Genomic DNA, 13,339 nt, shown 5'->3' with positions numbered 1-13,339 from the left:
CCATGCAGTCCGCGCAACCACCCCCCTTCGACGGCAAGGCCTTCGTCCGCACGCTCACTTCCTCGCCCGGCGTCTACCGTCATTTCGACGCGTCCGGCGAGCTGCTGTACGTCGGCAAGGCCGGCAACCTCAAGAAGCGGGTCGGCAGCTATTTCCTGAAGCCGCGGATGGAACCGCGCATCGCCGCGATGGTGGCGCAGATCGCCCGCGTCGAGATCACCGTGACGCGCACCGAGGGTGAAGCGCTGCTGCTGGAATCGCAGCTGATCAAGTCGCTCAAACCACGCTACAACATCCTGCTGCGCGATGACAAAAGCTACCCGTACATTTACCTGTCCAGCGGCGAGGATTACCCGCGACTGGCCTTCCATCGTGGTGCACGCAACCTGCCGGGTCGCTACTTCGGCCCGTACCCGAGCACTTATGCGGTACGCGAAAGCCTCAGCCTCATGCAGAAGCTGTTCAAGGTACGCCAATGCGAGGACAGCTATTTCCGCAACCGTTCGCGGCCCTGCCTGCAATACCAGATCGGTCGCTGCAGCGCGCCGTGCGTGGGGCTGATCAGCGTAGAGGATTACCGCAGCGACGTGCGTCACGCGGAGATGTTTCTGGAGGGGCGCAGCAACGCGGTGATCGACGAGCTGGCCGAGGCGATGGAGCAGGCCAGCACGGCGCTGCAGTTCGAGCGTGCGGCCAAGCTACGCGACCAGGTAGCCGCTTTGCGCCAGCTGCAGGCGCAACATCATGTGCAGGGTGCCAGCGCCGACATGGACGTGATCGCCTGCCGCATCGAGGCGGGCATGGCCTGCGTCAGCGTACTGTTCTTCCGCAACGGCATCAGCCTGGGCACGCGCGATTTCTTTCCACGACTGCCGCTGGATGCCGAGCCGGCCGATGTGCTGGCGCAGTTCATCGCGCAGTACTACCTGGATCGTCCCGTGCCGCGCGAGCTGATCCTTGGCGAGACGCTGGTCGACCAGGCCATCCTGACCGAACTGCTGACCCAGCATGCCGGTCGTGCAATCGAATTGAAATCCAGCGTGCGCGGCGATCGCGCGCAGTTCCTGCAGATGGCCGAGCGCAATGCACAGGCCTCGCTGACCGCGCGACTGGCCAGTCGGCAGACGCTCGGTGCGCGTTTCGATGATCTGCAGAAGGTGCTTGAACTCGCTGCGCCACCGCGGCGCATCGAGTGCTTCGACATCAGTCACACGATGGGCGAGCTGACCGTTGCTTCCTGCGTGGTATTCGGGCCGGAAGGTCCGGAGAAGTCGCATTACCGGCGCTTCAATATCGCCGGCATCACGCCAGGTGACGACTACGCGGCCATGCATCAGGCGTTGACCCGGCGCTTTCGCAAGGTCGTTGAAGGCGAGGGTGCGCGTCCTGATGTGTTGCTGATCGACGGCGGCAGTGGCCAAGTGGCACAGGCATTGGACGTGCTGAAGGACCTCGGCGTCAGCGGCATCGAAGTGGTCGGCGTGGCGAAGGGGCCGGGCCGGCGTGCCGGCGAGGAAACCCTTGTGCTCGCGCGGATGGCTTCGGGAAGCCCGGGGCGCGAGTTGCATCCAGGCTCGTCGTCGCCCGCACTGCATCTGGTTGCCGCCGTACGCGACGAGGCCCATCGTTTTGCGATCAGTGGCCATCGCAAGCGACGCGAGAAGGCGCGCGAGCGCAGCGTGCTGGAGGATGTGCCGGGCATCGGTGCGCGCCGCCGCTCGGCACTGCTCAAGGCCTTCGGCGGCATGCAGGGCGTGGAGAGTGCCGGCATCGAGGAACTGATGCAGGTGAAGGGCATCGACCGCGGCCTGGCCGAACGCATCTATGCCAGCCTGCATGGCTGAACATCGACCAGCGCCTTCGCTCGGCAGTGGCCCGTCGACGTGCGAAACTGCAACAAATCACTGGATCGAATCATGCGCATCAACCTGCCGACCTGGCTGACCCTTTTCCGCGTCGCATTGCTGCCGGTCATGGTGGTGGCGTTCTACCTGCCGTTCCCCGGCCACAACATCACGGCGGCGATCGTGTTCGTGCTGGCGGCATTCACCGACTGGCTGGACGGCTATCTGGCGCGGCGGATGAATCTCACCTCGGCATTCGGCGCCTTTCTCGATCCGGTCGCCGACAAGCTGATGGTGGCGGTGACCTTGTTCCTGCTGGTGGAGTCGCACCGTGGCGGCTGGCCGGGCATCCTGATGGCGGTGACTGCGGCGGTGATCGTCGGCCGCGAGATCAGTGTGTCGGCGTTGCGCGAATGGATGGCCGAGATCGGCATGCGTGCCACCGTCAAGGTCGCCTTCATAGGCAAACTCAAGACCGTCATGCAGATGGTCGCGCTGGTGGTGTTGATCGTGCAGCACGAGAAAGCCGCCGAGGCGTTGCGGCTGTATCACATCGGCGAGGCCCTGCTGGTGATTGCCGGCGTGCTCACGATCTGGTCCGGCCTGTACTACCTGCGCGCGGCATGGCCGATCTTGCGTGGCGACACACCGCCGCAACCGACCAGTGGAAATGATCACGCATGATCGCCATGACGCCCGCCCGATCATTACGGGCTTGACGATCTGCATTCACGTATTAGAATGCGCGGCTCCAATGCGGGAATAGCTCAGTTGGTAGAGCACGACCTTGCCAAGGTCGGGGTCGCGAGTTCGAGTCTCGTTTCCCGCTCCAGTTTGCAGACAAAGCCCCGATCCGATCGGGGCTTTGTCGTTTTTGCCGGAGTGTCTGGCGGCATGTCACGCGGCGTGCAGATACGGATCGAATAGTGGCGTCATGGCTATTCACAAGCGACTGCGTTCTGCTATGATTCGCGGCTCCGATGCGGGAATAGCTCAGTTGGTAGAGCACGACCTTGCCAAGGTCGGGGTCGCGAGTTCGAGTCTCGTTTCCCGCTCCAGTTTTCCGCAAAACCTCGGTTCACCGGGGTTTTGTTTTTTGAAGCAACTGCGATCATCACGGTCGCACTGCACCAAGCAATGGCCAGGTGGCAGAGTGGTCATGCAGCGGCCTGCAAAGCCGCGTACGCCGGTTCGATTCCGACCTTGGCCTCCATTGCGCAACAGGCTGCGACCCAGCCCTCAAAACCCGCCACTGGCGGGTTTTTTGTTGCCTGATGCGTGTTCAAAATCCGCTGAAGCTGGCTACAACAGCGCAACGAATACCTGTCGGAACGAAGCCATTGCGGCACCACAGGCGACATCGATTGATCCAGCTCGCCTGATTTGACGACCAGAATGCACTTGTTGCCACTCAAACCCGTTGGCTACAACGCAGAATTCCCCTACATTCACCCTGCCGAGAGGCAATGCAAACATTCCATCATTTATTGACGACGGGGAAATCCATGGCAAAGACGCAGAAGGCAGTCAAGAACAAAACAGTATCCAAGGCGAAGGCCGCACCCGCCGCTCCCAAACCGATCAAGGAAGTCTTGAGCAAATCCGGTCTGGTGACGCATATCGTCGAGGCGAGCGGTGTCATTGCCAAGGACGTGCGCGCCGTGCTCGCTGCGCTGGAAGGCGCTGTAGCCGGATCGGTGCACAAGAAGGGTGCAGGCTCGTTCATGCTGCCTGGCTTGCTGAAGATTTCCGCGGTCAGCGTACCGGCCAAGCCCAAGCGCAAGGGCATCAATCCGTTCACCAAGGAAGAGCAGTGGTTCGCCGCCAAGCCGGCATCGGTCAAGGTCAAGATCCGCCCGCTGAAGAAGCTGAAAGACGCTGCTGCCTGATCCCGTCGTACCTGACGACAGTCGATCACCGGAGTGCGGCGGCGTTGTCCGCCGCACTCCTCGAATCAAGACCGGAAAGCCACGAAGCATGCGCGACATGCGGCTGTTGGTGCCCGGGCCCGGAATCGAACCGGGATACCCGTGAGGGTGAGGGATTTTAAGTCCCTTGCGTCTACCAGTTTCGCCACCCGGGCAAGAGTGTTCGAGTGCGCTGCGAACAGGCCACAGGCGGCGCGAATCGTAGCATGGGCCGTGCTGACAACTGCCGTGAGACCACCGGCTGTAACGCTCAGATCAGGCTTTTGAAGATGTGGATCCCGGCGCTGTACTCGCCGATGATCGTGCCCACGCTGACCAGGAAGAAGTTGAGCAGGGTGCGCGCGACGCGGTTTTTCCACCAGCCGCTCCAGTGCACGATGTCATCGCGCAAGGTGTCGAAATCCACCACGCGTGGTCGGCGCACCCAGGCTTCGGCCATCGCGCTGATGCCACCGGCAGGAATGCCGGGACGGAACGGCTTGATCGGTGCGGCGATGAAGGCCGCGAGGATGCTGAGCGGGTGTCCACCCGCCGCCAATGCGCCGATGGCAGCGAAGCCACCGGTGAACAGCACCCAGGCCATCAGTGCCTGCGTACCCAGCGCCGCATTGCGGTGGAATGCCCAGGCGATCGCCGCGAATACCAGCAACACGAGTGCTGCTGCCAGCCATTTGGGCCAGCGTGCCTTCGCAGGCGTGGCCGCCAGTTCGGCTACCTTGCCGGCAGGATCCTCCTGCTGTTCACGCAGCAACGTGCACAGACCCTTGAGGTGGCCGGCGCCGATCACCACCAGCACGCGGCGATTTTGCGTGCCTGCCGATTCGACCGGAACTGACTGGGCCACCTCCTGGCGCAGGCGTGCCGCCATGAAAGCGTCGCGCTCGCCGATAAGGCTTTCATACAGCGGTTTCGATTCGCTGGCGAACTCGCTGAACGCGCTCTCCAGCAGATCGCCTTGCTTGAGTTTCTCGATCTCGGCCTGTTCGATTTCCTCACGTTCGAACACGCTGGCCAGCAGCCCGCCGAGCAGGCCGAAGCGCTGCCAGAAGCCGACGCTGCGCCAGGCCCGCTTCAACGTGGTACCCACTTCGCGGTCGATCAGCCACAACGGCAGATTGCGCTGTGTGGCGCCGTCCATCGCGGCCTTCATCTCGGCCCCGGGTTGGATGCCGGACTTGTCGGCCAGGCGTTTCTGGAAGGTCGACAGCACCAGACTGGCGGCCACCATGCCGGCCTTGCCCTGGCGGATCACCTTGAACAGGTCCATCTGCTTGAACGCTTCCGGATCGCGCATGCTCTGGGCCCGGCTCTCGCACAGCTCCACCGCAACGGCATCGAAGGGTTCGTGTGCCAGCAGTGCGTCGACGGCTTCCATGCTGCTGCGCGAGACGTGCGCCGTGCCCAGCACCACATACTCCACGCCATCACGCTGCACGCGCTCGATCGGCTGCCCCTGCAAGGCGGGCAACAGGGTGACTTCGGTTTCGGAAACACTCATGCGGTCAGCACGCCGTTCACTGGGGAAAATTCAAGGATGGGGACGGCCACTGTGCGGAACAAGCAGCGTGGGTAGCTGTAGACGCCGCTTCAGTCACGAAAGCGCCTGAGCAGATCGGCGTAGGCGTCGATGCGGCGGTCGCGCAGGAACGGCCAGATCCGCCGCACGTGTTCGCTGCGCGCCAGATCGACTTCGGCTACCAGCAACTCGCGCGCATTGGTGCCGGCCTGGGCCAGGAACTCGCCTTGCGGCCCGGCGACGAAACTTGAGCCCCAGAACTGGATGCCTGCACCAACCTGGCTCGGGTCGGCTTCATAACCGGTGCGGTTGCACGAGAGCAACGGCAAGCCATTGGCGACCGCATGGCCGCGCTGAACGGTGATCCAGGCGTCGCGCTGGCGATCCTTCTCGGCCTGCTCGTCGTTGGGATCCCAGCCGATCGCGGTGGGATAGAGCAGCAGTTCGGCGCCGGCCAGCGCCATCAGGCGCGCCGCTTCCGGATACCACTGGTCCCAGCACACCAGCACGCCGAGCCGGCCGACTGAAGTGTCGATCGGCTCGAAACCGAGATCACCCGGTGTGAAATAGAACTTCTCGTAGAACGCTGGATCGTCCGGGATGTGCATCTTGCGATACTTGCCGGCGATCGCGGCCGAGCGGTCGAACACCACCGCGGTGTTGTGATACAGCCCGGCGGCGCGACGTTCGAACAACGAGGCGACGACGACAAGCTTCAGCTCTTCGGCCAGCTTGCCGATGCGTGCGGTGCCGGGGCCCGGGATGCTCTCGGCCTGATCGAATACCTCGACCGATTCGTGCTGGCAGAAGTACGAGCCGTTGTGCAGCTCCTGCAGCAGCACCAGCTCGACGCCGGCCGCGGCCGCTTCGCGCAGACCGGCTTCGATCGCATCCAGGTTGGCATCGCGGCTGCCGCGATCGGTTTCCTGCAGCAGCGCGACCTTGAGGGTCTTGCGGGTCATCGGTGTGAATCCTCGGCGTTTGCCAGACTTGCCAGTTTAGCCGATGCGACTCAGGCGATGCCTGCCGGCAGCTGCATGGTGATGCAGTGCAGGCTGCCGTTCTGCCAGATCAGTGGACGGCAGGGCACCTGCACGATCTCGCGGCCCGGATGCGCCATGCCGATGCCGCGGGCGGCCTCGTCGTCGGCCGGATCGCCGTAGGCGGGCACCAGCACGGCGCCATTGACGATCAGGTAATTCGCATACGAGGCGGCCAGACGACGGCCCTGGTCGAGGATCGGCTGTGGCCACGGCAAGGGATGGAGCTGATAGGGACGGCCATCCGGCGTGCGCAATGCGGCGAGCTCGGTTGCCATCCGCTGCAGTTCGTCGTGATGCGGATCAGTGACGTCGGAGCAGGCCTGGAACACGATGCGCTGGCCCGGCGCGAAGCGGGCGAGGGTGTCGATGTGCGCGTCGGTGTCGTCGCCTTCGAGGTAGCCGTAGTCCAGCCAGAGCACGCGATCAGCGTGCAGGCTATCGCGCAGGATCGCGCTCATTTCCTCGCGTGACTGTTCCGGATGCCGTTGCACCAGGCAGCGCCAGGTGGTGAGCACGCTGCCTTGGCCGTCGCTCTCGATGCCGCCGCCTTCCAGCGCCCAGTCGATGCGCTTGTGCGCGGCATGGCCGAATACGCCCGCGTCGACCAGCCCGGCGACCAGCGCGTCGTCCTGCTCGGCGCCAAACTTGCCGCCCCAGCCGGTGAAGCGGAAATCGGTGAGCTGGAAATATCGTTGGGAATCGGCATCGCCGCCGCCCTGCAGGGTGATCGGGCCGGAGTCGCGCAACCAGGTGTCGTCATACGGCAGTTCGACGAAGCGGACCTTCGACAGATCCACGCCCGCGTCACGCAATTGTGACTGCACGTGGGCATGCAGCCCGGCATCGCCTACCACGATGATCAGACGCTGGAATCGGGTCACCGCAGCGGCCAAAGCCACGTAGGTGGTTTCCACCGAGGCCAGCCGATCGGCCCAATCGGTGCCTGCATGCGGCCATGCGATCAGCACCGCGGCCTGCGGTTCCCATTCGGCCGGCAGGCGCAAGGAGGGGTCGGTCATGCTGGGCTGTCTCATGCGATGGAAGAGGGTGCCGCTGGAGGCGTCAGGCGGCAAAGTGTACGACGAGGTGATCGCTGCACACACGAAAACGCGGCCTGTGTCGCCACAGGCCGCGCCGTCGGAAGGGTTGATCAGTTGACGCTGGCCGGATTGGTGTTGTTGCCGGCCGGCGTGTTCAGCACTGAGTGGATCACGTGGCTGTGTTCGAAATACACGATGAAATTCGCATACTCCCAGCGGTTGATCTGCGGGTGCTTGCTGGTGTCACCACCGCGTGGCGACAGCTTGCGCTGCGGGGTGCCCCAGGTTTTTTCCACCTGCCCCATGCTCATGCCGCGACTGGGCAGGTTCATGCCCTTTTCCTGCTGCACGCGATGAATCAGCAGATTGTCCCCGTGCTGGCGTGCCTGGGCGACCTGTGGCACGGCAAAACCGGCGGTGACCGCCAACATGACGATGAGCGGCAAACTGCTTGTGAACTTGACCATGGCTCCCCTCTCCATACAAGGCTGTATGCGGCGTCGTTGTAGCAGAACTGTCTATGCTACGCCATGCCGGTTTGTGCCGATTGCGATGGGCTCGGCATTCAGCCTTGTGCGGCATAACCGGCCGGTTCGTCGAGAATAGCGCCATCACCGCTATCATGGGCGGCTGCAGATGATTGCCTGCCCCGGTTCGGACACCTGTTATTCCATGATTTCCTTTCGACACTTTGCTTTGCGCCGCGGCACCCGCCTGCTGCTTTCCGATATCGACCTGGTGATCCAGAGCGGCTGGCGCCTGGGCGTGATCGGCCGCAACGGCTGTGGCAAATCCAGTCTGTTCGCGGCCCTGCAGGGCAAGCTGGAGAGCGATGCCGGCGAGCTGGACATGCCGGCCAAGCTGCGGCTGGCCTCGGTGGCGCAGGAAACCCCGGCGTTGCCGGATGCGGCGATTGACTACGTGCTGGGCGGCGACGAGGAACTGGCCGCAGCCATGCGCGACGAAGCCGACGCCGGCGAGCGTGGCGACATGGATGCGATGGCCAGAGCGCATCACCGCATCGAAGAGTTGAACGGCTACGACGGCCGCGCCCGCGCGGGCCGCTTGCTGCACGGCCTGGGCTTTCCGCCGGAAACGCACGAGCGCGCCGTGAAGGAGTTCTCCGGCGGCTGGCGCGGGCGCCTGAACCTGGCACGAGCGCTGATGTGTCCGTCGGATTTGCTGCTGCTCGATGAGCCGACCAACCATCTCGATCTCGATGCCGTGCTGTGGCTGGAGGAGTGGCTGCGCCGCTATCAGGGCACCTTGCTGATCATCTCGCACGATCGCGAATTCCTCGACGGCGTGATCACCCACACGCTGCATCTCAACGACGGCAAGGCGACCCTGTACACCGGCAACTACAGCGCATTCGAACGCCTGCGTGCCGAACAGTTGCGCCAGCAGCAGATCTCGCATGAGCGGGCGCAGGCCGAGCGGGCGCACCTGCAGTCGTTCGTCGACCGTTTCAAGGCGAAAGCCAGCAAGGCCAAGCAGGCGCAATCGCGCATGAAGCGGCTGGAGAAGATGGCCGGCACCGAAGCGGTGCGCGCCGAACGTCCTTTCAGCTTCCAGTTCCCGGTGCCTGGACGGCTGCCCGATTCGATGCTGCAGCTGGAAGACATCACGGCGGGTTATCCGACTGCGGATGGCGAGGATCTCAACATCATCCTGCGCGATGTCCGCTTCAGCCTGGAGGCGGGTGAGCGGATCGGTTTGCTCGGCCCCAACGGCGCCGGCAAATCGACCCTGGTGAAGACCCTGGTCGGCGAGCTCGATCCATTCAGTGGCGAGCGCAAGGCGCACAAGGATCTGAAGATCGGCTATTTCGCCCAGCACACGGTCGAGAGCCTGCGCGCAGGCACCAGCGCGCTCGATCATCTGCAGGACAAGGCACCGGGCGTGGCCACGCAGGTCATGCGCGATTTCCTCGGTACCTGGAATTTCGCCGGCGAACGCGCATTCGAATCGGTCGACGGTTTCTCCGGCGGCGAGCGGGCGCGCCTCGCGCTGGCGCTGATCGCGTGGGACAAGCCGAACCTGTTGCTGCTCGACGAGCCGACCAACCATCTCGACCTGGACATGCGCGAAGCGTTGGCTGACGCACTGGCCGACTTCGACGGCGCGCTGGTGCTGGTCTCGCATGACCGCCATCTGCTCGGCATGGTCTGCGACAGTTTCTGGCGCGTCGCCGATGGCGACGTAGAAAGCTTCGACGGCGATCTGGATGACTACGCCAAGTGGTTGCGCACACGCGGTGCGACCAGCAAGAAGGCGGCCAAGGCTGGAGCGGCCTCGGCGGCGGCCAAACCGGTGCTCAAGATCGTGCCGGACGAATCGCCCGAGGAACGCCGCCGCCATGCAGCCGTCCAGCGCGAGAATGAAAAAACCTCACGCCAGCGCGTGAAGCGGATCGAAACCCGCAACGCCACGATCGACATCGAACTGGCCACCCTGGAAATCCAGCTGGCTGATCCAGCCACCTACAACGGCCCGACCCAGGAAATGATGCGGCTGGGACAGCGTCAGACCGAACTGCGCCGCGAGAAGGAAGCGCTGGAAGCGGAATGGCTGGAACTGTATGAACAGCTGGAAGCGTAGGGGATAGCGGTGAGCGCGAAGCCGGAACGATCGTTGCAACTGTGGCTGCCCGCGCGGGCACACTTCGAGCCCGACCATCCGTTGCGTGAATGGCTGGTTCGTGCCGATCGACTGGCTGACGGAAGCACAGGTTATCTGGACGGCCTCGACGATTATTTCCAGGGCATCGATGCCGATGTGCCTGCGGCAGCCATCACCCGCGAGTTTCTCGCCGGCGATGCCGCCGGCGCCACCTGGCTGTCGGCCGACCCTGCCTGGGTGCAGCCCGACATGAATGGCGTGCGGCTGCTGGCCTGCGGGCGGTTGCAATTGGGAATGGACGAGGCACACGCACTGGCTGCGCCGCTGCGCCCTGTATTCGACGAGGCCGGCATTCAACTGGAAATTTCCACGCCGGACCGCTGGCATCTGAAGCTGCCAGCCAACACCCCGCTGCCCGGCTTCGCGGCACCGGAACAGGCATTGGGCGAAGACCTTTCGCAGCATCTGCCACAGGGTGCGGAAGGGCGGCGCTGGCGCTTGCTGCTCAACGAGATCCAGGTGCTGCTGCATCAGCATCCGTTGAATGCCGAACGGCGTAGCCGGGGGCTGGCCCCGGTCAACAGCCTGTGGTTGTGGGGCGGCGGCAACCTGCCTGGTCACCTGAAAAGCAACCTGCATGGCGTGATCAGCGACGACCTGCTGCTTCGCGCCCTGGCCGCGCATGCCGGCATGATCCAGCACACGCGTACGCCCGATTCCGTCGCCGCAGCCACCCCGGGCTGGCTGATTGACCTGCAGGATCTGCCGGCCGGCGAGATCGCCGCGCACTGGTGGTCCACGCTGCAGCCGCTGCTCAACCGCCAGTCCACCGTGCTGCATTTCGCCAGCGCCGAACGCTGGCAGCGCAAGCCGTGGCACCGCTGGCGACTGTGGCGTGGGGCAGGGCGTTGAGCATGCTGCAGTTGCGCCTGCGCGAAAGCAGCGGTGTGCCCAGCGGCTGGCCCGCTTCGGTGCATCCGGTGCTGCAACATATCTACGCGGCGCGTGGCGTGCTGGGTCCGGCAGAGATCGAACATCGACTGGCTCGCCTGCTATCGCCACAGATGCTCGGCGGCATGCCGCAAGCGGTCCATCTATTGACCGAGGCGATTCGCGGCGACTGGACGATCTTGATCGCCGGCGACTACGACTGCGATGGCGCCACCGGTACAGCCGTGGCCGTGCGCGGCTTGCGGCTGCTTGGCGCGAAGCGGGTGAGCTACGCCATCCCGAATCGCTTCACCCATGGCTATGGCTTGAGTCCGGCGCTGGTCGCATCGCTGCAGCCGTCGCCACAACTGATCGTCACTGTCGACAACGGCGTCGCCAGCGTGGCCGGCGTGGCCGCGGCCAAGGCACGCGGTATCCGGGTCATCGTCACCGACCATCATCTGCCCGGCGAGCAATTGCCGGATGTCGATGCGATGGTCAACCCGAACCTCGCCGGCGATCCTTTCCCGAGCAAGATGCTGGCCGGTGTGGGCGTGATGTTCTATCTGCTGCTGGCCTTGCGCGCGCAGTTGCGCGAGCAAGGTACATTCAATGGCGCTGAGCCGGATCTGTCCGTCTTGCTCGACCTGGTGGCACTGGGCACCGTGGCTGATTTGGTGCCGCTGGATTTCAATAACCGCGTGCTGGTCGAGGCCGGGCTGCAACGCATCCGCAGCGGTCGCGGCTGCGCCGGCATCACCGCACTGGTCGAAGCCGGCAAGCGCAGCGTGGCGACATTGTGTTCCAGCGATCTCGGCTTCGCCGTCGGCCCGCGATTGAATGCGGCGGGCCGGCTGGAGGACATGCGCCTGGGCGTTGAGTGCCTGCTCACCGACGACGTGGCGCAGGCACGCGGCTACGCCGAGCAGCTCAGCGCGATCAACCAGGAGCGCCGCGACCTGCAAGCCTCGATGGTGGCCGAGGCCGAACAGATGGTAGTCGGCCTGACCGACATCGACGCAGTGGGCGTGGCGTTGTATGAGCCGTCGTGGCATGCCGGGATCGTCGGTCTGGTCGCATCCAAGCTGAAGGATCGCCTGCATCGCCCAGTGATCGCCTTCGCTCCCGCCAGCGAGGACGACGTCGACAATCTGCGCGGTTCGGCGCGCTCGATCGCCGGCTTCCACATCCGCGATGCGCTGGCCGCGATTGATGCCCGCCAGCCGGGCCTGATCGAACGCTTCGGCGGCCATGCGATGGCGGCGGGGCTGAGCCTGAAGGCCTGCGATTACCCGCGTTTCAAGGCGGCATTCGATGCGATCGCCCGCGAGCTGATCGACGCCGAGCGCCTGCAAGCCGTGCTGTACACCGATGGCGAGCTGCCGCCGGGTGCCGCCACGCTGATGCTGGCGCGGCAACTGCGGCATGCCGGCCCGTGGGGGCAGGCCTTCCCCGAGCCGTTGTTCGACAATCGTTTCGAGTGCGCCAGCTGGAAGGTGATGGGTGAACGGCACCTGCGCCTGCAATTGCGCGATCCGCGCGACGGCGCCATGCACGATGCAGTGATGTTCAACGCGTATCACGGCCAGCCGCCACCATCGTCTTTGCGCGCCGCCTACGTGCTGACCATCAATGACTGGCAAGGTCGCGAAAGCCCGCGTCTGCTGTTGCGGCACATCGAGCCGGCCTGAACCAGCGGGCTGATCCACTAGCGAGTTTTTCACGCGGCCTGATCCAAGCTGACGTGAACACCGCCCATGGAGAACGCCAGTGATCGCACAGATCGAAGGATTGCCTGCAGGCACGCTGGGCTTTCGCGCCCACGGCCAGGTTACGGCTGCCGATTACGAGAACATCATCGTGCCGGATGTCGAGGCGGCGTTCGCACTCAACCGCAAGCTGCGCCTGTTGTATGTCACCGCCGAGGACTTCACCGGCTTCGACCCCGGTGCCATGTGGGACGACGCCAAGCTGGGCATGCGCCATTTCAGCAGCTGGGAGCGGATCGCCCTGGTTACTGATGTGGGCTGGTTGCGCACGGCGGCCACGGCATTCGGTTTCGCCGTGCCTGCGCAGTTTCGACTGTTCCATGGCGCTGAACTGGTCGAGGCGACGCAGTGGGTGACCGGGAACCAGCCCGCATAGCGCGCGTCCGACCGCCCCAGCACTTGCCAAGGCCGGAGCAATCTGCTCAAGTTGACCCATGTACTCCATCACGACCAGCTTCCTGAACCTCACCGCGCCTGTTGCGCGGGGCTTCTCGCTGGGCAGCAACAATAATCGCGCGAACAACAATAACGCCAACTTCTGGCGGGCCCGCGCGTAGCACCAAGTCTCCACGAAACCATACGCGACGAAGGCCCGCCCAGTGCGGGCCTTCGGCTTTTTGTTCCACACGAATCCGTCCACGAAAACA

The 13,339-nt window shown here is 64.4% G+C and carries 12 protein-coding genes and 4 tRNA genes; 11 read left to right on the top strand and 5 right to left on the bottom strand.

Annotation, left to right across the window (positions count from 1 at the left end; translation table 11 throughout):
- Positions 1-2 precede the first annotated feature (2 nt).
- From uvrC to EAH75_RS04945, 6 genes are all read left to right on the top strand, one after another.
- On the top strand, positions 3-1,844 hold the full coding sequence (uvrC, locus tag EAH75_RS04970) for an excinuclease ABC subunit UvrC (RefSeq protein ID WP_140804635.1): 1,842 nt from the start codon (positions 3-5) through the stop codon (positions 1,842-1,844).
- Between the two features lie 72 nt (positions 1,845-1,916).
- The gene (gene pgsA / locus EAH75_RS04965; RefSeq protein ID WP_140804633.1) at positions 1,917-2,528 is read left to right on the top strand and encodes a CDP-diacylglycerol--glycerol-3-phosphate 3-phosphatidyltransferase; all 612 of its coding nucleotides are present in this window, start codon (positions 1,917-1,919) and stop codon (positions 2,526-2,528) included.
- A 72-nt stretch (positions 2,529-2,600) separates the two neighbouring features.
- Positions 2,601-2,676 (top strand) — tRNA-Gly (locus EAH75_RS04960).
- Positions 2,677-2,826: 150 nt separating this feature from the next.
- A tRNA-Gly gene (locus tag EAH75_RS04955) sits at positions 2,827-2,902 on the top strand.
- A gap of 81 nt (positions 2,903-2,983) precedes the next feature.
- Positions 2,984-3,057, top strand: a tRNA-Cys gene (locus tag EAH75_RS04950).
- 292 nt (positions 3,058-3,349) lie between these two features.
- Positions 3,350-3,733 (top strand): HU family DNA-binding protein, encoded by a 384-nt coding sequence (locus EAH75_RS04945; protein WP_140804631.1) that lies wholly within the window; start codon positions 3,350-3,352, stop codon positions 3,731-3,733.
- Positions 3,734-3,840: 107 nt separating this feature from the next.
- On the opposite strand, the gene EAH75_RS04940 is transcribed toward EAH75_RS04945, so the two are convergent.
- The 5 genes from EAH75_RS04940 to EAH75_RS04920 all read right to left on the bottom strand — a co-directional run bounded on the left by EAH75_RS04940 (position 3,841) and on the right by EAH75_RS04920 (position 7,838).
- Positions 3,841-3,927: transfer RNA gene (locus EAH75_RS04940), tRNA-Leu, on the bottom strand.
- 95 nt (positions 3,928-4,022) lie between these two features.
- Positions 4,023-5,270 carry a TraB/GumN family protein gene (locus EAH75_RS04935; RefSeq protein ID WP_140804629.1) on the bottom strand — a complete coding sequence of 416 codons (1,248 nt, stop codon included), beginning with the start codon at positions 5,268-5,270 and terminating at the stop codon, positions 4,023-4,025.
- A gap of 89 nt (positions 5,271-5,359) precedes the next feature.
- On the bottom strand, positions 5,360-6,250 hold the full coding sequence (locus tag EAH75_RS04930) for a carbon-nitrogen hydrolase (protein WP_140651301.1): 891 nt from the start codon (positions 6,248-6,250) through the stop codon (positions 5,360-5,362).
- Between the two features lie 50 nt (positions 6,251-6,300).
- Complete coding sequence (locus EAH75_RS04925; protein ID WP_140804626.1) at positions 6,301-7,350, bottom strand: agmatine deiminase family protein; 1,050 nt, start codon at positions 7,348-7,350, stop codon at positions 6,301-6,303.
- A 131-nt stretch (positions 7,351-7,481) separates the two neighbouring features.
- On the bottom strand, positions 7,482-7,838 hold the full coding sequence (locus EAH75_RS04920; protein WP_140804623.1) for a hypothetical protein: 357 nt from the start codon (positions 7,836-7,838) through the stop codon (positions 7,482-7,484).
- 205 nt (positions 7,839-8,043) lie between these two features.
- Here EAH75_RS04920 and EAH75_RS04915 point away from each other — a divergent pair, with 205 nt between their 5' ends.
- The 5 genes from EAH75_RS04915 (at position 8,044) to EAH75_RS20025 (ending at position 13,249) form a co-directional block, all read left to right on the top strand.
- Entirely contained in the window at positions 8,044-9,972 is a 1,929-nt protein-coding gene (locus EAH75_RS04915) for an ABC-F family ATP-binding cassette domain-containing protein (protein WP_140804621.1), read from the top strand.
- Between the two features lie 9 nt (positions 9,973-9,981).
- Complete coding sequence (locus tag EAH75_RS04910; RefSeq protein ID WP_140804619.1) at positions 9,982-10,905, top strand: phosphoglycerate mutase; 924 nt, start codon at positions 9,982-9,984, stop codon at positions 10,903-10,905.
- Positions 10,906-10,907: 2 nt separating this feature from the next.
- Complete coding sequence (gene recJ, locus EAH75_RS04905) at positions 10,908-12,614, top strand: single-stranded-DNA-specific exonuclease RecJ (RefSeq protein WP_140804617.1); 1,707 nt, start codon at positions 10,908-10,910, stop codon at positions 12,612-12,614.
- Positions 12,615-12,693: 79 nt separating this feature from the next.
- Positions 12,694-13,068, top strand: a complete 375-nt coding sequence (locus tag EAH75_RS04900) for an STAS/SEC14 domain-containing protein (protein WP_140651313.1) — start codon at positions 12,694-12,696, stop codon at positions 13,066-13,068.
- A gap of 58 nt (positions 13,069-13,126) precedes the next feature.
- Positions 13,127-13,249: a hypothetical protein gene (locus EAH75_RS20025; protein ID WP_277752526.1), complete on the top strand. Its 123-nt coding sequence runs from the start codon at positions 13,127-13,129 to the stop codon at positions 13,247-13,249.
- Positions 13,250-13,339: the final 90 nt, after the last annotated feature.

It is taken from the genome of Rhodanobacter glycinis (assembly GCF_006438785.1).
GTDB classification, from domain to species: Bacteria; Pseudomonadota; Gammaproteobacteria; order Xanthomonadales; family Rhodanobacteraceae; genus Rhodanobacter; species Rhodanobacter glycinis_A.
This window is presented reverse-complemented; position numbering and strand designations above follow the sequence as displayed.